Source organism: Acinetobacter sp. WC-323 (genome assembly GCF_000314615.1).
Taxonomy (GTDB): domain Bacteria; phylum Pseudomonadota; class Gammaproteobacteria; order Pseudomonadales; family Moraxellaceae; genus Acinetobacter; species Acinetobacter courvalinii.
The window spans coordinates 1-18,960 of sequence record NZ_AMZS01000062.1; the positions used below are offsets into that span (position 1 = coordinate 1).

Below are 18,960 nucleotides of genomic sequence, written 5' to 3' on the forward strand. Positions count from 1 at the left end.
TGATGTTGCTAAGTAAATGACCTTCTTTACTGAGTCATCAGATGAAAAGATTTTCCTTTTCTTCGTTGAATGGCGTATTACGCTATTCAACGACTCAATCGCATTTGTTGTATAAATAGCATGACGTATTTCGGCTGGATAGCTAAAGATCGTTCGGATATTTTCCCAATTGGCCCGCCAGGATTCTCCAATTTTGGGATACTGGTGATTCCATTGATCACAGAAGATGTCTAGGGACTTTAAAGCATTTTCCTCTGTACTTGCCTGATAAATCGCTTTCAGACCCGACGTAACAGCCTTGTAGTCTTTCCAGCTTACAAATCTCAGGCTATTGCGTACAACATGCACAATACACAGTTGAATATCAGTATGAGGGTAAACAGAGGCTATCGCGTCAGGAAAGCCTTTTAATCCATCTACACAGGCAACAAGAATGTCCTGTACTCCTCGATTTTTTAGCTCTGTCATGACTGACAGCCAGAATTTGGCACCTTCTGTCTGAGCAATCCACATACCCAGTAATTCTTTTTGCCCATCCATATTGATGCCTAAAGCAAGGTATACGGACTTGTTAATCACATTGGAGTGCTGACGGACTTTGACAACAATACAGTCAAGATAGACAACAGGATAAAGGCTATCTAAGGCTCTATTTTGCCACTCAGTCACTTGCTCAATCACAGCATCGGTAACTTTGCTGATGAGAGATGCTGACACATCGGCATCGTACATTTCTTTGAAGAAGGCTACAATTTCCCTATTAGTCATTCCTTTTGCATACAGTGAGAGGATTTGGTCATCCATACTGGTGATGCGTGTTTGGTGCTTTTTGATAATTTGTGGCTCAAATGAACCTTCTCGATCACGGGGAATATCTAAAGCCAGTTGTCCATCTTGAGTTGTAATGGTTTTAGAACTAAACCCATTACGGCTATTTGAGCCTTTCTTGGGCTGATGCTTTTCATAACCGAGATGGTCTGAAAGTTCAGTATTGAGTGCAGTTTCAATCATGAATTTTTTAAAGACTGCTGTCATTTGGTTTAAGTCTTCTGGTGTTTTTAGACCTTTAGCCAATTCGGCAGCCATACTTTTGATTGTTGCTTCATCCATGTGAAGTACCTTTTGTAATTATCCTCTGAAGGATAAATGAAAATTAAGTACTTACACAAAATTTAGAACAGTCCCGATAAAAACCGTATTCAGATCTTCCGCTAGAAAAATTGCGATCTTGTCTAAAACAGCATAATCCTTAGCAAAAGTATTGATACTGTTAAACAAAGCAATATTTGAATCTTTAAAAATCATTTCCGTTGCTATCCATACTATCCATGACAGATTTATAGCCCCACCATACAGGACTAAAATGTAAAAATTATGAATTTTTATTTTTTATTCTGCACAAATTTGCAAACACGACTCAACCACGTCTTGATTGGAAATGATCATCCAGTTCACTGAATAAATAGAGTCATTCACCTCTATTTATTCAGCTTAAATTTTGATTTTGTTAGAATTTAAATTCTAAACCACTACCGACTACAGGTTGCTTATCTTTAGCATTGGCCTGCTCAAAAGTTGAATAGCCGCCATAACCATAGACTTTCACTTGTTTATTGAAGGCATAATCTGTTCCGACAAGCAGTTGCTTGACATCGAAATCAGCTGCGCCATTTTTAAAACTGGTTGAGTTCTGGCTATATTGCGCCTTGACTGCCCATTTTGACTGATTAGGCAACTTGTACTCAACACCGATTAACCAGCCTTGTGAATCATCAATATCAACAGCTGCCTTATCATATCCCTTTTTTAAATTCACTTTAGAGGTTTGATATAGGGTTTTTAATGCCAGTCCTTCGATTGGCGTCAAACGCCCAATCACACGTACCGTATCGGCTGCGGCAAATACTTCATCAACTTTAGTTTCGGTGTCTTTGCTATTTAACAGGCCATGTCCCAAGAAATCACTTGGAATTGCCTTGTCATAACCAACACCAACCAAGAACATCGGATGGTTATAGCTCAACGAAGCAGACCAGGCATCGCCCAAACCACGTCCCGCTACATTAACCCCACCATGCCCATCATCTTCAATCCCTTTGCTCTCGCCTGTTGCCAGCAATACACTCGCTTCCAGATTACCTTCATATAGTGCAATCTCAGGAGAGTCATACACCACGACATTATTGACCCGGTTCTCCCCGGTCATAATTCCCGTGATATCGGCCTTATTACTGATATAGTTATTAAAACTATCAACTGGGCTTGATAAATCTTTTAATGGGGTATTATGTTTACCTACTTTAAGTGTACCTAAACGGTCATCTTTCAAACCGATAAAACGATTACGTTGCGACCAGTCGGTTTTATCACCATCGGCATAAAATGCCCATTCAGCTAAATAAACAGCACTTAAATGCTCGGTTAATTTTTCTTCACCTTTAATCCCGACAAATGAACTATTACTGTTCACTTTCCATACATCGCGGTTGGAGGAATGGGCATTCATTTCGGGTAAATAATCCAGACTGGCATCAATTTCACCATATAATTTTGGCGCTGCAAATGCAGAACTTGCTGCAATACTCATCATTGTGACGAATAAAATTCTCATCTTCATTGTTATCTTCCTAACCATCTCAAAAAAAAATTAAACAAATCTGTTTCGCTCTATTCCAAGCAAAAAATAAATAAACAGGGATTCAAATCAAATGATGTGCTTTTATATTTTCGAGATAAAAGCACATGAATAATCAGAATTACAGATTATAAAATGGAAAAACACCAAATATCAAAGCACTACCCATGAGTACGCAACAGGTAATAAATGCCCATTTCAAGGTAAATTTTTGATGATCGGCCAATTCAACAGAGGCTAAACCACATAATAAATAGGTCGAAGGTACCAGTGGAGATAATAAATGAATCGGCTGTCCAATAATCGAGGCACGTGCTACTTCAACCGGGCTAATTCCATAATGTGATGCTGCTTCAGCCAAAATCGGTAACACACCAAAATAGAAAGCATCATTCGACATGAAGAAGGTTAGAGGCATACTCAAAACACCTGTGATCGGTGCCAGATAAGGTCCTAAGCTTGGCGGAATCACAGCAACGAAGCCTTTCGACATCGCTTCAACCATACCCGTGCCCGATAAAATACCGGTAAATACACCTGCAGCAAAAATCACACCGACCACGGCCAACACGCTATCCGCATGCATCGCAATCCGTTTTTTCTGCATATTGACGCATGGGTAGTTCACCACCAATGCAATACAGAAGCCCAGCATAAACAGGATCGACATCGGTAAAATCCCTTTTACCAAAGACGCCATGAGTACCAGGGTAAGAATACCGTTAAACCAGCGTAAGTGCGGACGTTGTGCTTCCGGATCTTTGGAAATGGAGATATTGTCCGCATGGCTAATATCCACCAGTTCAATCACGCCGAGACGTTTACGCTCATATTTGCCATAGAGATAGGCCAGGAAGAATAACCAGGCTGCTGCAATCACCATAGACGGAATCATCGGGATAAAAACATCACTGGCATCGACCTGAAGCGCACTGGCTGCACGTGCGGTTGGCCCGCCCCACGGCGTAAGGTTCATCACACCACTGCACAGCAACATTAAGCAGGTCATGATCAGCGGATTCATTCCCACCCGTTTATATAATGGCATCATGGCTGCCACACAGATCATATAGGTGGTTGAACCGTCACCATCCAAGGATACCAGCAGGGTTAAAAAGACCGTTCCTAAAGTGATTTTTAGTGGATCACCTTTGACTTTCTTCAAAATCCATCTGACGGACGGGTCGAATAGGCCCGAGTCGATCATTAAAGCAAAATATAAAATAGCGAAAAGTAGCATTACGCCTGTTGGAGCAAGCTTCTTAATACCATCCAGCATGGTATTTCCAAGCTCAGCCAGCTGAATATGGCTCAGGCTTTCAAAATAGAAACCTAAGCCCCAGGCAATAATAGCGAAGATAAAAGGAATTAAGATTAATGCAACCAATGCACTGAGACGTTTTGACATGATCAAATACATGAAACACATGATCATGCTGATACCTAAAAAAGTCAGCATTTAAAGCAATCCTTAGCCTGATAAGTTTTTTTTATGGGTAAACACCTTACCCGAATTAAGGACCGATTCTATGCGATTTAACTTTAAGCAATTCATTTAATTTTATTATATGCACACCCCACCCATTCACATGAAAAATGTTTTAAAAATTAAAGCGGGTTCATTATTATCAAATTTATGATTTTTAAAATATTATTATATAACGAACAATCAAAATAAGCTTTTTAAATGACCTATATTGATTAAAATAATGACACATTATGGTGCAATTTTTGATTAAAATTTAACACATTTCATTGAATGATAATTAAAATAAATATCATTTAATTATCCGGCAACACACTTGGCTAAAATACAAGCGGCTATCTGCTTATTTAAAAGGGCTGGAAAATTATAACAATATACTTTCTAATTTATATCAGAACATAAAAGAGTAAATTCATATTTTGAGAATAAAACCTATTTTTCTTATTCAATTATCTTGTTTTTATGCGCTCTATATTCATTTGGTGAAATACCCACCCAGTTCCGGTAAGCTTTCCTGAAATTCGAGGTATCTGAAAATCCCAATCGTTCCGCAATTTCATCCACACTTAAACTGGTGGCTAAATATTCATCTGCCAGGCGTCTTCTGGTGCTATCTAAAATCTCCTGATAACTGATCTCGAGATCTGCCAGACGACGGTATAAGGTCCTTTTGGATAAATGCAGTTGATCCGCGATTGCTTGCGCGGTCGGAAAGCCCCCGACCGAATCCAATAGTAACAGGCGAATGGTACGTACCAATTCCGGCTCTTGTTGCTCGTCCGCTGTACCCAGCATTCGTGCACAAAAGGATTGGCACATGTCCGCTGTAATCGGATTGGCATTGGGACAGGGTTGATCTAGCCACTCAAGTGCAAAATGCCACTGCATCACATCAGCATCAAACTCCACCGGACAACGGAAGGCTTTTTGATATTCTTCGGCATAGGCCGGCGCAGGATAAGGCAGCAACAGTTTTTGCGCTTGAAACGGGGCTTCCAATACACATTCAATCAGGGTTTGAATGGAGCTAAACCAGAACTCGCACACCAACGGTAATAGCTTACCCAACGCGATAATTTCATGACCTTCGAAAATGGCCGTGTTATTTTGAATATAAAAGGTTTTTTTGAGAACGGGGCCTGCAAGCTTGATATGGCGCATCCCTAACTCAGCGGCCTGTTGCAGATTGCGCGATGCATATAAGGCATAGCCATATACCCCAAAATCAGATAACCGTTGCTTTTGTCCGGCACATATTCCGATCAGAGGGTCTTTAGACAGGCGCTGGATATTCTGAAAAAGTTTTAACTTCTGATATTGAGAGACATTGGACGTGGCGCTGGTCAAGGCTTCAACTGCAATCCCCGTTCCTTCCAGCACAACGGGTATCGGATATCCTTGCTGCTGCATTTCATTAAGCAAACTGCTTAAGCCAAGTAAGGGAATTCCCGAGCCGGTATCTGGATCATCATAGCGCCCTTCAATCACATTGTGTCCAGCAGCTGATTTACGCATTTTCTCACCTCTTTCCTTGAGTGATGATGCATAATGGCACGAAATTACTTTTTGTTGTCTCAATTTAACATCGACCACAAAGCACATCAATCATAAAGTCTATTCTACTAATAAGCATGAAAGGAGCAACAAATGACACTTTCAACTTCCCACGCTTTGGCTGATTCGGCAACTGAACATATGTATTCGGTTTTTAAGCAACAACGTCGTGCTTTTGATGCCAAGCCTTATCCGGAGCTGGATGATCGTCGCAGCAAGCTCGTCCAAATAAAAAAACAAATCATCCGTTATCAAGATGTAATTGCCACTGCAATCAATAGTGACTTTAGTTCACGCTCAGTTGATGAGTCAAAATTACTCGACTTGCTCGGTTCAGTACTTGAGGCAGAACATGCAATTCGCCACTTAAAACGCTGGATGCGCCCAAGCAAACGCCATACTGAATTGCTGTTTTTATCCAATCATCTTCGTGTGCAATATCAGCCCAAAGGTGTGGTTGGCGTGATTGTGCCATGGAACTTCCCGGTTTATCTGGCTTTAGGTCCCCTGATTGCGGCAATTGCTGCGGGCAATCGGGTCATGATTAAACTGCCTGAAGTGACACCCGCCACCAATGCCGTGGTTAAACGTATGCTGGCCGAAGTGTTTAGTGAAAATGAAGTGGCGGTGTTTGGTGAAGAAATTTTAGATCCAGCCCAATTCACCTCTTTGCCTTTTAACCATATCGTATTTACAGGTTCACCTGCGATTGGCCGTGTGGTCATGCGTGCAGCGGCAGACAACCTGACCCCGGTAACACTGGAACTGGGGGGTAAATCCCCGGCTCTGATTAGCCGTAACTATCCTTTAGCCGATGCAGCAAAGCGGGTATTACATGGTAAAGCGACCAATTGTGGTCAGATCTGTGTTGCCCCTGACTATGCATTAGTGCCAAAAGAAAAGGTGAATGACTTCGTTGCTGAATGCCAATCCAGCTTTACCAGCATGTATGGTGCAAATATCAGCACGAACTCTAACTACACCTCGATTGTAAATGACCGTCATCTCAAACGTTTATTAGAGATACTGGATGATGCACAAGCCAAAGGTGCACAGGTGATTGCCTGCAGTGAATATGATCGTGACAAAGATGCACGCCGTATGCCGGTACATATCGTATTGAATTGCACAGCAGATATGCGGATTTTAAAAGAAGAATTGTTTGGTCCTGTGTTACCTGTTGTTGCCTACGATACTTTAGATGAGGCCATTCAATATATTCGTTCAGGCGAAAGACCGCTGGCCTTATATTGTTTTAGCCATGATGCCGGTGAACGAGATTATATTCTCAAGCAGACTCACTCAGGTGGGGTCACCATCAATGACTGGGGCTGGCATGTGGTCAATCATGATGCACCTTTTGGTGGCATTGGCAACTCAGGCATGGGGACTTATCACGGTGAAGAAGGCTTCCGCGAACTTTCACATGCCAAAACCGTATTTGCCCGTCATCGTTTCTTCCCGACCCAACTGTTCTATCCACCTTATGGGACTTGGGTACAAAAGCTGGCATTACGTTTCTTCTTGAAACAGGGCGATCCGAATATCAAATAACCTCTGTATCAACAGTAAGTTTAAAAAAAGCATCTTGTCATGAGATGCTTTTCTTATTTTAGTCTTATGTGGCTTATGCATCTCTGCTGTTTAGCCCTAGATAAATTGAAGTGTGGCAGTCCACGTACAACACAGCTTTTGCAATAAAATTATTTGAATTCTGAAAATTGGCTTAAAAAACACCAAAAACTTAAATCATGAAGAAATAAATCTCATTTTTTACAAAAAATCTTTGACCAAATAAAAAACTTTTTTTTCAAAACTGCAAAAATAAATGATTATTATTTGAAAATAATATTTTATATTTATCATCATATTACCAATAAAAACACATATGTATATAAATTTTTTAAGATTTATTTTTGTCCACTTTCTACGATCTTCTCATACTGTCGAGTTCATTTAGAACATTTACTCTTATTTTAATTATGGTATTTTTGTTACATGAAGTTATAGCCAATCACGATAGATAACTTTTTGTTGTCAGATCATAGCTTCTTAACACTTAAGAATCTTGAAGTTCAAGGAAAGATTAAAAATGAAATTAAAACATCTTAGCACTGCCATGATCTTAGCAACGCTACCTGCAACTGGAGTTTTTGCAGCTGCGTTAGACCGTTCAGGTCAATCTATTTCTGCTTTTTTACAGCCAGGTAATTATTTTGAAGCGGGGATTTCAGTTCTAGATCCAACAGTAAAAGGTCAAGAAGCTGGCACCACGGCAACTACGCGTAAAATTAATGATATGGGTGACGATTATTACTTCCCTAGTGCCGCATTAAAACTTCAATTGACTGACAAATTCTCTTTTGGTCTTCTTTATGACCAACCTTTTGGGGCAGATGCAAAATATACTGGGGATAATGTTTTTGTTGCATCACCAAATGATCGTGTTTTAAGCTCACTACCTGTTACCACCTCATCGATTGGTGGAGCAACCACTGGTAATACCTCTGTTGAGGTAGATTCACAGAACATTTCTATGATTTTCGGTTTCCAACCAACTCAAAATTTTAATATTTATGGTGGTGGTGTATACCAAACGATTAAAGGAAATGTACATTTACGCGGTTCAGCTTATAGCGTGTTTAATGGTTATGATGCCACTATTAAAGAAGATGGTGCTGTAGGTTGGTTAGCAGGCGCAGCTTATCAAATTCCTGAGATTGCATTAAAAGCTTCTATTACTTATCGCTCTGAAGTTGATCATAAATTTAATGCAAGTGAAAATTTAAGTTTAGCTACACCGTTAGCTAATGCAGCTCCAGCATTAGGCGGACTTGTTCCACCAGCCTTACTTCCAGCTATTTCACAAGCAATCGGTGGCTTTGCTGCAGCAAATTCAGCTGAGGGTCAAACTAAAATTACGACTCCACAATCTGTTAACCTTGATTTCCAAACAGGTATCATGGCAAATACTGTTGCCTTTGCAAATGTTCGCTGGGTGAACTGGAAAGACTTCTCAATCACTCCTTATAAATTTGGAAAAGCAGCTGAAGCAGTGGGACCATTAGTAAATCGTCCAAATGGTTTCTCTCTAGTTGAATATGCCGATGACCAATGGTCTGTAAACGCTGGTGTGGGTCGTAAACTTAGCGAACAATGGGCTGGTAACGTTTCTGTAGGTTGGGATTCTGGTGCAGGTAATCCTGTAACCACACTTGGTCCAACTGAAGGTTACTGGAACGTTGGTTTAGGCTTACAATATAGCCCGACTCCTGCAACATTTATCGCGGGTGGCGTGAAATACTTCTGGTTAGGCGATGCGAAAGCACAAACTGGTGCACAAGCAGGCGGTAATGACTATGTCGCTAAGTTTGAAGATAACAATGCGATCGCTTACGGTTTAAAAATTGGTTATAAATTCTAATCCAGTCATTTAAAGCAAAAGGTCATCTCAGGATGGCCTTTTTTATTCCCTTTTAATAAATAAAATCAAAATAATAGTTAAATATCATTGCTTATTTAGCGCACAGAATTCGCCAATAAAAAATGTGAATGCTCAAGTATTTTTGGTGACCTTAGCAGTTCATTTATTGACATTTGTAAAATATTTAAGCCCATAAAAATTATGATACTTTTCGCGCCATTCTGTTACAAAGTGATTTGAGAGAACATATTAATGAAGCTGAATGCTATTCAAACGGCTCTTCTACTTAGCTTGGTTCCAACAACGACAACATTTGCCGCAGCACTGGATCGCTCGGGCCAATCCATTGCAGCATTCCTGCAACCCAACAATTATTTTGAAGCGGGTATTACCATTCTTGATCCGAATGTATCAGGTAAAGATATCTCCCAAAACAATACAGGTAATATGGCAAACCATTATTACTCGCCTAATGCTGCCTTAAAAATTCAAGCCACAGATAAATTTTCAATTGGTTTGATCTATGATCAGCCTTATGGCGCCGATGCAGAATATACAGGTCATAGTAACTTTATCGAAAGCCGCCCTGTCCCGTTTAAAGGTGGCACATCCGTTACTGTGGATACTGAAAACTTAAACCTGTTATTTGGTTACCAGCCGAACCAGAACTGGAACCTGTATGCAGGTGCGGTTTATCAAACCCTTGACAGCACCGTGTTATTACGCGGTCAAAGCTATAGTGCCTATAACGGTTATGATTTTAAAACAGGTCGTGATGAAGCAGTGGGCTGGTTAGCGGGCGTTGCTTATCAAATGCCTGAAATTGCACTCAAGGCTTCTTTAACTTATCGCGCCAAGATCAAGCATGAAATGAATGCTTATGAAAAACATGGTGCTGCAGGTATGACAAAATACCCAGACATCAATGCAGGTTTTACTCAGATTAATAATTCTGAAGGCCAGACAGAAATCACCACACCTCAATCCATCAATCTTGATTTTCAAACCGGAATCATGGAGAACACGATTGCATTTGCAAACTTACGTTGGGTGAACTGGAAAGACTTTGCAATCCGCCCATATAAATTTGGTAAAGGTTCAGTTCTATCGGATATTGTAAAGAATACAGGCAAAAAAGACGGTTTCGATCTGGTGGCTTATACCGAAGATCAATACTCGATTACCGCAGGCGTTGGCCGCAAAATCAATGACCAATGGGCAGGTAATCTATCTGTGGGTTGGGATTCTGGCGCTGGCAACCCTGTCACCACATTAGGCCCAACAGAAGGCTACTGGAATGTTGGCGTAGGTGTTCAATATAGCCCTACACCTTCTACCTTTATTGCGGGTGGAGTGAAATACTTCTGGCTCGGTGATGCCAAAGCGCAATCAGGTTCTCAATTTAATACACCCGGTTATGTGGCTGAATTTGAGAATAATGATGCAATCGCATATGGCTTAAAAATTGGCTATAAGTTCTAATGAGTACCCCATAATAAAAGGCGCTTTAAACGCCTTTTATTATTTTGGAATTTTAAAAAATCAGCAATCAAATGGATTCATTATTCAGGAATATCACGTTGTGATACTGAACGAATCGCCTGTTTTAATGCTTCATAGCCATGCAATGGTGGGAACTGCGGAAACTCGGCAATCACATTGTCTGGCGCATCAAACAGGAAACCATGATCCGCTTCACCCAGCATGGTGGTATCGTTATAAGAATCACCTGCCGCAATCACACGGAAGTTCAAGCCATGCAAGGCTTTTACCGCCTGACGCTTCTGATCAGGCTGGCGTAATTTATACGCCGTAATCATACCGTTGTCATCAGTTTCAAGCTTATGACAGAAAATGGTTGGCCATCCCAACTGTTTCATCAATGGATGAGCAAACTCATAGAAGGTATCAGATAAAATAATCAGCTGGAAATGCGTACGCGCCCATTCCACAAACTCTTTCGCACCCTCAAAAGGCCCCATCTCTGCAATCACGGCCTGAATATCATTTAAGCCCAAACCATGCTGTTTTAAGATATTCAAACGCTGAGTCATCAACACATCGTAATCAGGAATATCACGTGTCGTTGCCTCAAGTTCTTTAATCCCTGTTTTTTTTGCAAAGTTAATCCAGATTTCCGGAACTAACACCCCTTCAAGATCTAGGCATACGATTTCCATGCTTATTCAACTATCCTATGTGTTAAAAATTGCGCTAGTTTAGCATGGAGATGTGCTCAACAATTGCTCTTTTTGCATGCCCTAACCATAGATTTTTTGAATAAGAATTTACTTCACGGACATATCCGACCCGACATAATTGGATTACTATAGAAGGCAGTATGTCGTGTAGACGATAAAAACCGATGAGCATAAAAGGCAACGCGTTATGACTTTAAATTTGGATCAAATCAATACAGAATTTGGCAATGATGCTGAAAAACTAATTGAATGGGCATTAAGCTTAAATGAAAAAGCCATTGTGACAACGAATTTCCGTCCATTCGAAGCTGTCATTCTGCACATGTTGACGCGTGTCAAACCTGATATTCAGGTGGTTTGGATGGATAATGGTTACAATACCGAAACCACCTATAAATATGTAGATGAAATTAGCAAGTTACTGAACTTAAACCTTCTTACTTACCTGCCAAAACGTTCACGCGCACATCGTGAAGCACTGGAAGGCCCTGTGCCGGCACTCGATGATCCAAAACACGAAGCCTTTACCGCTGAAGTAAAGTTAGAGCCTTTTGAACGTGCCATACGCGAAACTGCGCCTAAAGTCTGGTTTACCGCTTTACGTGCCACCGATACCGCAGTTCGTGCAGAAATGGACCCGGTCAGTATTAATCCGGATGGTCTGATCAAGGTTGCTCCATTATTAAAATGGACATCAAAAGACCTATGGGAATATATGCAAAAACATAATTTACCGGACAATGAAGATTACTTTGATCCGACCAAAGGTGAAGAACATCGCGAATGCGGTTTGCACCTAAATCACTGATTTTCGCTCCGTATTAAAATAAAACCACTGATTCGTCAGTGGTTTTATTTTTCCTGACTCGTCTGTACAAAGTCATATTTTAACCAGAACAAACAGTATATACTGCGCAGAACGGTTCAATAAGACGAATAAGAACTCATAGAGTATCTTATAAAAAATGCGATGAGAGGCTAGATCTGCTATGCGCCCACTACACCCCATTGATTTTATTTTTCTCTCATTAGAGAAACGGCAACAGCCTATGCATGTAGGGGGATTGTTTCTATTCGAGCTTCCTGAAAATGCATCATCGACCTTTGTACATGATTTAGTTGAGGAAATTCGTCAGTCCAAGAGTATTCCTGTGCCTCCATTCAACAATCAGCTGAATGGCTTATTCTGGGGTGAGGATAGCGAGTTCGATCTGGATCATCATTTCCGTCACATTGCCCTGCCAAATCCAGGACGTATCCGTGAACTGCTGGTGTATATCTCTCAGCAGCATAGTTCGCTAATTGACCGCGCTAAGCCGCTGTGGACCTGCGATATTATTGAAGGTATTGAAGGCAACCGTTTTGCCATGTATTTCAAGATTCACCATGCCATGGTCGACGGCGTGGCAGGCATGCGTCTGATTGAAAAATCACTCTCTCATGATCCAAATGAAAAGCATGTGGTACCGTTATGGTGTGTAGAAGGTAAACGTAGCAAGCGCTTGAAAGCACCTAAACCACCGACGGTGAGTAAAATTAAAGGCGTGATGGAAGGAATTAAATCCCAGCTTGAAGTTGCGCCAAAAGTCATGCAGGAACTTTCGCAAACCATCTTTAAAGAGATGGGCAAAAATCCGGACTATGTCTCGACCTTTCAGGCACCGCCTTCGATCCTGAATCAACGTGTCAGTTCTTCACGTCGTTTTGCAGCACAATCATTTGAACTGGAACGTTTCCGCCGAATTGCCAAGTCATTGGGCGTAACTCTGAATGATGTGATTTTGGCCGTCTGCTCGGGCGCATTACGTGAATATCTGCTCAGTCACAATAGCTTGCCGAAAAAGCCGCTGATTGCGATGGTGCCTGCGTCTTTACGGACCGACGATTCGGATGTCAGCAATCGTATTACCATGATTCTGGCCAATCTGGCCACTCATATTGAAGACCCGATTGAACGTCTCGACATCATTCGCCGTAGCGTACAGAACTCGAAACAACGCTTTAGTCGTATGACCGCCAATGAAATTTTAAACTATAGCGCAGTCGTCTATGGTCCGGCTGGTTTAAACATTGCTTCAGGTATGTTGCCGAAGCGTCAGGCCTTTAATCTGGTGATTTCCAATGTTCCCGGCCCACGTGAGCCTTTGTACTGGAATGGTGCCAAGCTAGATGCACTCTACCCGGCATCGATTGTGATGGATGGCCAGGCACTGAATATCACCATGACCAGTTATCTGGATAAACTGGAAGTCGGCTTGATTGCATGTCGTAATGCTTTGCCGAAAATGCAGAATTTACTGACACATTTAGAAGAAGAGATTCAACGTTTTGAACAGGCGATTCAAGATTTGCCGCAAGCGCAAAAAGTCGAAAATTAGAATAACAGAATAAATTAAGGGGCTTTCGTTAGCCCCTTACTTTTTAATTGTACGGCAACGCTGTAAGAGCTGATGGCAGGCTGAGCGAATCATCGCTGTGGTAATCTGAACTTCTTTACCTTGACTGTCGACCATGTAGCAAGTGTTTACAGGGGTGCTGTCTAAAACGTGTTTAAAACCGTGACTCACTAATCTTTCAGTTACATTCATCATTATATACCTCATATTATTTGCTAAGGGACCCAAAAGTACCTATGGCTCATTCTATGGTTCTAGTATTTAAAATTCATGATAGAAAGTAAAATTTCAGTTGTAACAAGGCTTAAGCGAAATCTTGTTACAACTTTAGGTTAAAATGATATCGTATTGCTCTTGCGTATACAGATTTTCCACCTGGAATTTAATCACACGATTAATAAAATGTTCTAAATCCGCGACAGCTGGGGCTTCTGCTGTTAAGAGCCGATCAATCACTGCTGGATGCGCAACGACAGTAAAGCCACCCTTGGAATCAAATGCACGGGCATAACGCAGAATCTCTCGAAATATCTCGTAACATACTGTCTCTGCTGTTTTTACATATCCTCGCCCCTGACATGTTGGGCATGATTCACAAAGTAAATGTTCCAAAGATTCACGGGTCCGTTTACGCGTCATCTCCACCAGACCTAGCTCGGAAACCTGAGTAATTTTGGTTTTGGCGTGGTCGCGCTCGAGCATACGTTCGAACTGGCGCATCACCTCTTCCCGATGCTCAGCTTCCTGCATGTCAATAAAATCAATGATGATAATACCGCCCAGATTACGCAGCCGTAGCTGTCTTGCAATCACCTGCGTGGCTTCCATATTGGTTTTAAATACCGTGTCTTCCAAGCTACGCCCACCGACATAAGAACCGGTATTGACATCAATGGTAGTCATGGCCTCGGTCTGGTCTATCATCAGATAACCGCCCGACTTGAGCGCGACACGGGTTTGCAAGGCTTTTTGAATATCTTCTTCGACGTTATATAAATCGAATAACGGTTTCTCACCTGGATAATGAATCAGACGGTTTTGAATGGTCGGCACAAACTCATCCACAAACTCGCTGAGTTTGCCGTGAATCTCGCGTGAATCGACATAGATCTTTGCCGTTTCATCACTGGCCAGATCACGTACGATGCGTTGCGGTAAAGGTAACTCTTCAAAAATCAGTTCAGCCGTTGCCGCTTCTTTTTGCTTGCGCTGGATAAATTCCCATAACTTGCTGAGATAGCACATGTCCTGTGCAATCGCAGCTTCATCGACGCCTTCAGCGGCAGTACGCACAATCACACTGCCCGGCAAATGATGCTCGGCCTGAATACCTTCGATAATGCCACGTAAGCGGTCACGTTCATCTTCAGATTCGATTCGCTGAGATACACCAATGTGATTGCCATACGGCATCAACACCAGATAGCGCGAAGGAATGGAAAGATCGGTGCTCAGGCGCGCGCCTTTGGTTCCCAGCATGTCTTTCATGACCTGAACCGTCAGCATTTGCCCAGGATGTAATAACTCGAAGACATTGGGGGTGGGTTGCGAACGCGACCACACCATATCGTTAATATGCAAAAAAGCGGTTCGAGACAAACCAATATCAACAAAGGCCGCTTGCATCCCCGGCAGGACACGCACCACTTTACCTTTGTAGATATTACCCACTAACCCACGTTTAACCGTACGCTCAACAAATAGTTCATTGACCGTACCATTTTCAATCAATGCCACACGACATTCCATCGGGGTGACGTTAATCAGCAACTCTTCTGCCATAACAAACTCAAAACTTTATAAAAATTCTTATATCCGAAAGTGTTATCCCCAGTATTCCAATACTTAGGCTTTAACCCTTTCTAATAACTGTGCTGTCTCATAAAGAGGCAAACCGACTACATTACTGTAGCTGCCCCGAATTTGAGGAATATATTGTGCAGCAATTCCCTGTATCGCATAGGCGCCCGCTTTCCCTACTGGCTCGCCAGTCGCCCAGTATTTTTCCATCTCTGCCAGACTCAGTGGCTGCAACTCGACCTGAGTGCATACCGCAGTACTCAGCACCTGTGCAGACGTTGCCACACAGAGGCCAGAGTAAACCTCATGCCATTGTCCAGACAGTATGGCCCAGATTTCAAAGGCATGCTGTTTTGATTCCGGTTTTCCAATAATCTTGCCCGCAAAACTTACACTGGTATCCGCCGCAATCACAATGGCATCAGGAAACTGCTCTAATACCACTTGCGCCTTGGCTCGGGCCAAACGTTCAACATAGTGTTCAACCGCTTCCCCCTCCTGCACAGCCTCGTCGATATCCGGACTGTAAATTTCAAAGTCCAGACCCAGTTGTGTCAATAGCTCCTGCCGACGCGGCGAGCTGGATGCGAGAATTATATGCGCCATTTATGCAAACAATAATAAACCAGTGGCCATGCTAACACACCTGTCACCACAGGTTGCCAGTGACGTGCAATCGAGAAATGTGTTCCGGCAATGGTCTGGCTAATCCACAGAAAGGTAATATGCGCAACAATTGCCAGTACCGCAATCACCCAGGAATTTCCGAAGGTCAGAATGCGGCGTTCACGAATCAAATAGCGTGTCGTAAAGGCAATCAGTACAAAACTCAGTGCATTTAAGCCAAACGGTGCATCGAGCAACAGGTCAACAAAAAGCCCTATCCCGAAGGCAAACCAGACCCCGCACCAGACCGGCTGGTAAAGAATCCAGAACAGCATGATCATCAACATCATCGATGGACGCCATCCGGATGCCTCATAAGGGATCGGATAGATCATCAATACGGAACCTATCACAATCGACAGGATAATCATCAACAGTGGATCTTTGCGTTTCTCATAGTTCAGTTTAGCGATCGGCATACGGTTGCTCCTGCGCTAAAGATTCCGAGAATAAGACGACCACATGATGACCACTAGCCAGCTGGGCAGCAGGTGCCACGTCGATTTCAGCAAATTCACCCGAGGTATGTCGACTGACTTTCGATACCGTACCCACTAAGTAACCTGCCGGAAAATGTTCACCGAGTCCAGAGCTATAGACCTTGTCCCCAACCTGAATATTGGCACTGGTCGGCACATATTCCATTTTAAGTTGTCCCAGATCACCCGTACCCGTGACAATGGCACGCATTCCTGTACGCTCTAAACGTACCGACAATGAGTGTTCCTTGTCAGAGAGCAGCATAATGCGTGAACTATGTGGATAGACATTAATAATCTGCCCCATAATCCCCTTATCATCCAGTACAGTTTGACCTGTTCTTAAATGATCTACCGAACCACGGTTAATGATAATAATATGCCGCAATGGGTCAGCATCGGTGCCGATCACTTCGGCAATCTGCATACGACCATCGATAATCAATGGGGTATCCAATAGCCCTCTTAAACGGTTATTTTCCGCAGAGAGTTCTGAAAGCTTTTGTAGACGGACTTGTGCCTGAAGGAGTTCAGCCTGCATGGCCGTATTTTCACGGCGCAATTGGGCTTCAGATTTGGTTTGTTGGTTAAGCCATTCTCGCGACAGTACAGGATAGCTTGCCAGCGCATAAATCGGATTATACGCGGCATACAAGACATCCCTTGCGGGTTGGATGACATAGGGCATGCGCCAATCAAAGAAAAGCACCACCAGACATGTAATGACCGCAATGACAAATGAGCGAAAAGATGGCGGTTGTCTTGAAAAAAGATTCGGTTGCACCGCCTCGTCCTTATGATTTAACCAACGAAAAGCATGTCATGGTTTGGATTGTCAAAGAACTCTAAAACTTTACCGCCACCACGAGTAACGCAAGTTAAAGGATCATCTGCAACAATCACAGGCAGACCTGTTTCTTGCGCAAGTAATTTATCCAGGTTACGTAGCAATGCACCACCACCAGTCAACACGATACCGCGTTCTGCAATATCCGAAGACAATTCAGGAGGCGTTTGTTCAAGTGCAGATTTCACCGCACTGACAATACTTTGTAATGGATCAGCAATGGCTTGGGTGATTTCATCAGAAGTCACGGTAATCGCGCGAGGAACACCCTCTGCCAGATTACGGCCGCGAACTTCGATTTCAAGGGTTTTGCCGTCTGTAACAGCCATACCCACTTCTTTCTTGATCACTTCAGCTGTGGTTTCCCCGATCACACAACCGTGCGCTTTACGAACGTAGTTGATGATCTGTTCATCAAATACATCACCACCGATACGTAATGAATCTGCGTATACACAACCTTGCAATGAAATGATGGCGATTTCAGTGGTACCACCACCGACATCAACCACCATCGAACCACAGGCTTGCTCAACCGGCATACCTGCGCCAATTGCAGCCGCCATTGGTTCTTCAATCAAGCGGACATCACGTGCGCCTGCATTGAATACAGCCTCACGAATGGCACGACGCTCAACCAGAGTCGATTTACATGGCACACAGACCACCACACGTGGTGCTGGTGGGAATAAACGCTTTTCATGCACTTTGCCAATAAACTGATTCAACATGGTCTCAGTTACTTCAAAGTCAGCAATGACACCGTCTTTCATCGGACGAATCGCTGAAATATTCGCTGGTGTACGGCCTAACATTTGTTTAGCATCAAGACCTACAGCGGCAACAATTTTTTGTGAACCACTGTGACGAATTGCCACAACAGTTGGTTCATTTAATATAATGCCACGGCCTGGTGCATAAATAAGTGTATTTGCAGTACCTAAATCAATGGCTAAATCCGGCGAAAACAAGCCAATTAGTCGTTTTAGAATCACGGGGGCGTTCTCAATTAAACTTTGTGTGAATACAAGGTGGCAACTTTAACTAAATGTGATGATTTGAACAAGTCAATCGCTTATTATAACGCACGATATTTTGAAATTTTTTAATACTGAATTAGGTAAAGTTATGTCTACATCATCAGATGCTCAGCAGACAACAGACTTAAACGCGCAAACGGTCTCACAAATCGCACACCTTGCACGTTTATCTCTCAATGACACGCAATCTGCTGAATATGCTCAAAGTTTAAATAAAATCCTTGGCATGATGGAAAGCTTGAAAGGCATTAATACCGATGATGTTGAGCCTTTAAAGAGCCCATTTGATAACCCGCAACCTTTACGCGCTGACGTTGTGACTGAAAGCAACCATCGTGATGAATATCAAGCGGTCGCCCCTGCTACTGAAGCAGGTTTGTACCTCGTACCTCGCGTAATTGAATAAGTTTTATTCGATTAGTCAATATTTTA

17 protein-coding genes and 1 pseudogene are annotated in these 18,960 nt (G+C 42.5%); 6 read left to right on the plus strand and 12 right to left on the minus strand.

What is annotated here, in order from left to right; translation table 11 throughout:
• From ACINWC323_RS02910 to ACINWC323_RS02895, 5 genes and pseudogenes are all read right to left on the minus strand, one after another.
• Positions 1 to 1,110 (minus strand): IS256-like element ISAba26 family transposase (locus ACINWC323_RS02910; RefSeq protein ID WP_009506471.1); only part of this gene is annotated, 1,110 nt, incomplete at its 3' end.
• Between the two features lie 54 nt (positions 1,111 to 1,164).
• Positions 1,165 to 1,305, minus strand: a pseudogene (locus ACINWC323_RS20570) (phosphatase PAP2 family protein); the annotation flags it as partial.
• A gap of 202 nt (positions 1,306 to 1,507) precedes the next feature.
• On the minus strand, positions 1,508 to 2,617 hold the full coding sequence (locus tag ACINWC323_RS02905) for a porin (RefSeq protein WP_009515088.1): 1,110 nt from the start codon (positions 2,615 to 2,617) through the stop codon (positions 1,508 to 1,510).
• A 139-nt stretch (positions 2,618 to 2,756) separates the two neighbouring features.
• Entirely contained in the window at positions 2,757 to 4,094 is a 1,338-nt protein-coding gene (locus tag ACINWC323_RS02900) for a CitMHS family transporter (protein ID WP_005227013.1), read from the minus strand.
• A gap of 468 nt (positions 4,095 to 4,562) precedes the next feature.
• Entirely contained in the window at positions 4,563 to 5,636 is a 1,074-nt protein-coding gene (locus ACINWC323_RS02895; RefSeq protein WP_009514994.1) for an AraC family transcriptional regulator, read from the minus strand.
• A gap of 132 nt (positions 5,637 to 5,768) precedes the next feature.
• Between ACINWC323_RS02895 and ACINWC323_RS02890 the strand changes: the two genes are divergently transcribed.
• The 3 genes from ACINWC323_RS02890 (at position 5,769) to ACINWC323_RS02880 (ending at position 10,581) form a co-directional block, all read left to right on the plus strand.
• On the plus strand, positions 5,769 to 7,229 hold the full coding sequence (locus tag ACINWC323_RS02890) for a coniferyl aldehyde dehydrogenase (protein WP_009515075.1): 1,461 nt from the start codon (positions 5,769 to 5,771) through the stop codon (positions 7,227 to 7,229).
• 538 nt (positions 7,230 to 7,767) lie between these two features.
• Positions 7,768 to 9,099: an outer membrane protein transport protein gene (locus tag ACINWC323_RS02885; protein ID WP_009515070.1), complete on the plus strand. Its 1,332-nt coding sequence runs from the start codon at positions 7,768 to 7,770 to the stop codon at positions 9,097 to 9,099.
• Positions 9,100 to 9,351: 252 nt separating this feature from the next.
• Positions 9,352 to 10,581 carry an OmpP1/FadL family transporter gene (locus ACINWC323_RS02880; protein ID WP_009515000.1) on the plus strand — a complete coding sequence of 410 codons (1,230 nt, stop codon included), beginning with the start codon at positions 9,352 to 9,354 and terminating at the stop codon, positions 10,579 to 10,581.
• Positions 10,582 to 10,661: 80 nt separating this feature from the next.
• Here ACINWC323_RS02880 and thrH read toward each other — a convergent pair whose 3' ends face one another.
• Entirely contained in the window at positions 10,662 to 11,279 is a 618-nt protein-coding gene (gene thrH / locus ACINWC323_RS02875; protein ID WP_009515019.1) for a bifunctional phosphoserine phosphatase/homoserine phosphotransferase ThrH, read from the minus strand.
• A 208-nt stretch (positions 11,280 to 11,487) separates the two neighbouring features.
• On the opposite strand from thrH, the gene ACINWC323_RS02870 reads away from it, so the two are divergent.
• A complete protein-coding gene (locus ACINWC323_RS02870) occupies positions 11,488 to 12,108 on the plus strand; it encodes a phosphoadenosine phosphosulfate reductase domain-containing protein (RefSeq protein WP_005288711.1) in 621 nt (206 codons plus the stop codon).
• A gap of 181 nt (positions 12,109 to 12,289) precedes the next feature.
• Complete coding sequence (locus ACINWC323_RS02865; RefSeq protein WP_032881705.1) at positions 12,290 to 13,678, plus strand: WS/DGAT/MGAT family O-acyltransferase; 1,389 nt, start codon at positions 12,290 to 12,292, stop codon at positions 13,676 to 13,678.
• Positions 13,679 to 13,714: 36 nt separating this feature from the next.
• Here the strand turns inward: ACINWC323_RS02865 and ACINWC323_RS20080 are convergent, their stop codons facing one another.
• From ACINWC323_RS20080 to ACINWC323_RS02840, 6 genes are all read right to left on the minus strand, one after another.
• Positions 13,715 to 13,888, minus strand: coding sequence for a PA1571 family protein (locus ACINWC323_RS20080; RefSeq protein ID WP_104021909.1), 174 nt, complete (start codon positions 13,886 to 13,888; stop codon positions 13,715 to 13,717).
• A gap of 135 nt (positions 13,889 to 14,023) precedes the next feature.
• Positions 14,024 to 15,478 (minus strand): ribonuclease G, encoded by a 1,455-nt coding sequence (gene rng / locus ACINWC323_RS02860; protein WP_005227003.1) that lies wholly within the window; start codon positions 15,476 to 15,478, stop codon positions 14,024 to 14,026.
• A 63-nt stretch (positions 15,479 to 15,541) separates the two neighbouring features.
• Positions 15,542 to 16,102, minus strand: coding sequence for a Maf-like protein (locus tag ACINWC323_RS02855; RefSeq protein WP_032881706.1), 561 nt, complete (start codon positions 16,100 to 16,102; stop codon positions 15,542 to 15,544).
• Positions 16,090 to 16,581 (minus strand): rod shape-determining protein MreD, encoded by a 492-nt coding sequence (mreD, locus tag ACINWC323_RS02850; RefSeq protein ID WP_009515002.1) that lies wholly within the window; start codon positions 16,579 to 16,581, stop codon positions 16,090 to 16,092. Before mreD ends, ACINWC323_RS02855 begins: the two co-directional genes overlap by 13 nt.
• Positions 16,568 to 17,425 (minus strand): rod shape-determining protein MreC, encoded by an 858-nt coding sequence (gene mreC, locus ACINWC323_RS02845; RefSeq protein WP_009515031.1) that lies wholly within the window; start codon positions 17,423 to 17,425, stop codon positions 16,568 to 16,570. The genes mreD and mreC overlap by 14 nt, the downstream gene beginning before the upstream one ends.
• A 17-nt stretch (positions 17,426 to 17,442) precedes the next feature.
• Positions 17,443 to 18,483 carry a rod shape-determining protein gene (locus tag ACINWC323_RS02840; protein ID WP_005226999.1) on the minus strand — a complete coding sequence of 347 codons (1,041 nt, stop codon included), beginning with the start codon at positions 18,481 to 18,483 and terminating at the stop codon, positions 17,443 to 17,445.
• A gap of 133 nt (positions 18,484 to 18,616) precedes the next feature.
• On the opposite strand from ACINWC323_RS02840, the gene gatC reads away from it, so the two are divergent.
• On the plus strand, positions 18,617 to 18,934 hold the full coding sequence (gatC, locus tag ACINWC323_RS02835) for an Asp-tRNA(Asn)/Glu-tRNA(Gln) amidotransferase subunit GatC (protein ID WP_004652310.1): 318 nt from the start codon (positions 18,617 to 18,619) through the stop codon (positions 18,932 to 18,934).
• Positions 18,935 to 18,960 lie beyond the last annotated feature (26 nt).

What these genes read in the sequence shown, in the direction of transcription:
- ACINWC323_RS02905 (WP_009515088.1), bottom strand. Translation starts at nt 2,617, where the DNA reads ATGAAGATGAGAATTTTATTCGTCACAATGATGAGTATTGCAGCAAGT.
- ACINWC323_RS02900 (WP_005227013.1), bottom strand. Translation starts at nt 4,094, where the DNA reads ATGCTGACTTTTTTAGGTATCAGCATGATCATGTGTTTCATGTATTTG.
- ACINWC323_RS02895 (WP_009514994.1), bottom strand. Translation starts at nt 5,636, where the DNA reads ATGCGTAAATCAGCTGCTGGACACAATGTGATTGAAGGGCGCTATGAT.
- ACINWC323_RS02890 (WP_009515075.1), top strand. Translation starts at nt 5,769, where the DNA reads ATGACACTTTCAACTTCCCACGCTTTGGCTGATTCGGCAACTGAACAT.
- ACINWC323_RS02885 (WP_009515070.1), top strand. Translation starts at nt 7,768, where the DNA reads ATGAAATTAAAACATCTTAGCACTGCCATGATCTTAGCAACGCTACCT.
- ACINWC323_RS02880 (WP_009515000.1), top strand. Translation starts at nt 9,352, where the DNA reads ATGAAGCTGAATGCTATTCAAACGGCTCTTCTACTTAGCTTGGTTCCA.
- thrH (WP_009515019.1), bottom strand. Translation starts at nt 11,279, where the DNA reads ATGGAAATCGTATGCCTAGATCTTGAAGGGGTGTTAGTTCCGGAAATC.
- ACINWC323_RS02870 (WP_005288711.1), top strand. Translation starts at nt 11,488, where the DNA reads ATGACTTTAAATTTGGATCAAATCAATACAGAATTTGGCAATGATGCT.
- ACINWC323_RS02865 (WP_032881705.1), top strand. Translation starts at nt 12,290, where the DNA reads ATGCGCCCACTACACCCCATTGATTTTATTTTTCTCTCATTAGAGAAA.
- ACINWC323_RS20080 (WP_104021909.1), bottom strand. Translation starts at nt 13,888, where the DNA reads ATGAATGTAACTGAAAGATTAGTGAGTCACGGTTTTAAACACGTTTTA.
- rng (WP_005227003.1), bottom strand. Translation starts at nt 15,478, where the DNA reads ATGGCAGAAGAGTTGCTGATTAACGTCACCCCGATGGAATGTCGTGTG.
- ACINWC323_RS02855 (WP_032881706.1), bottom strand. Translation starts at nt 16,102, where the DNA reads ATGGCGCATATAATTCTCGCATCCAGCTCGCCGCGTCGGCAGGAGCTA.
- mreD (WP_009515002.1), bottom strand. Translation starts at nt 16,581, where the DNA reads ATGCCGATCGCTAAACTGAACTATGAGAAACGCAAAGATCCACTGTTG.
- gatC (WP_004652310.1), top strand. Translation starts at nt 18,617, where the DNA reads ATGTCTACATCATCAGATGCTCAGCAGACAACAGACTTAAACGCGCAA.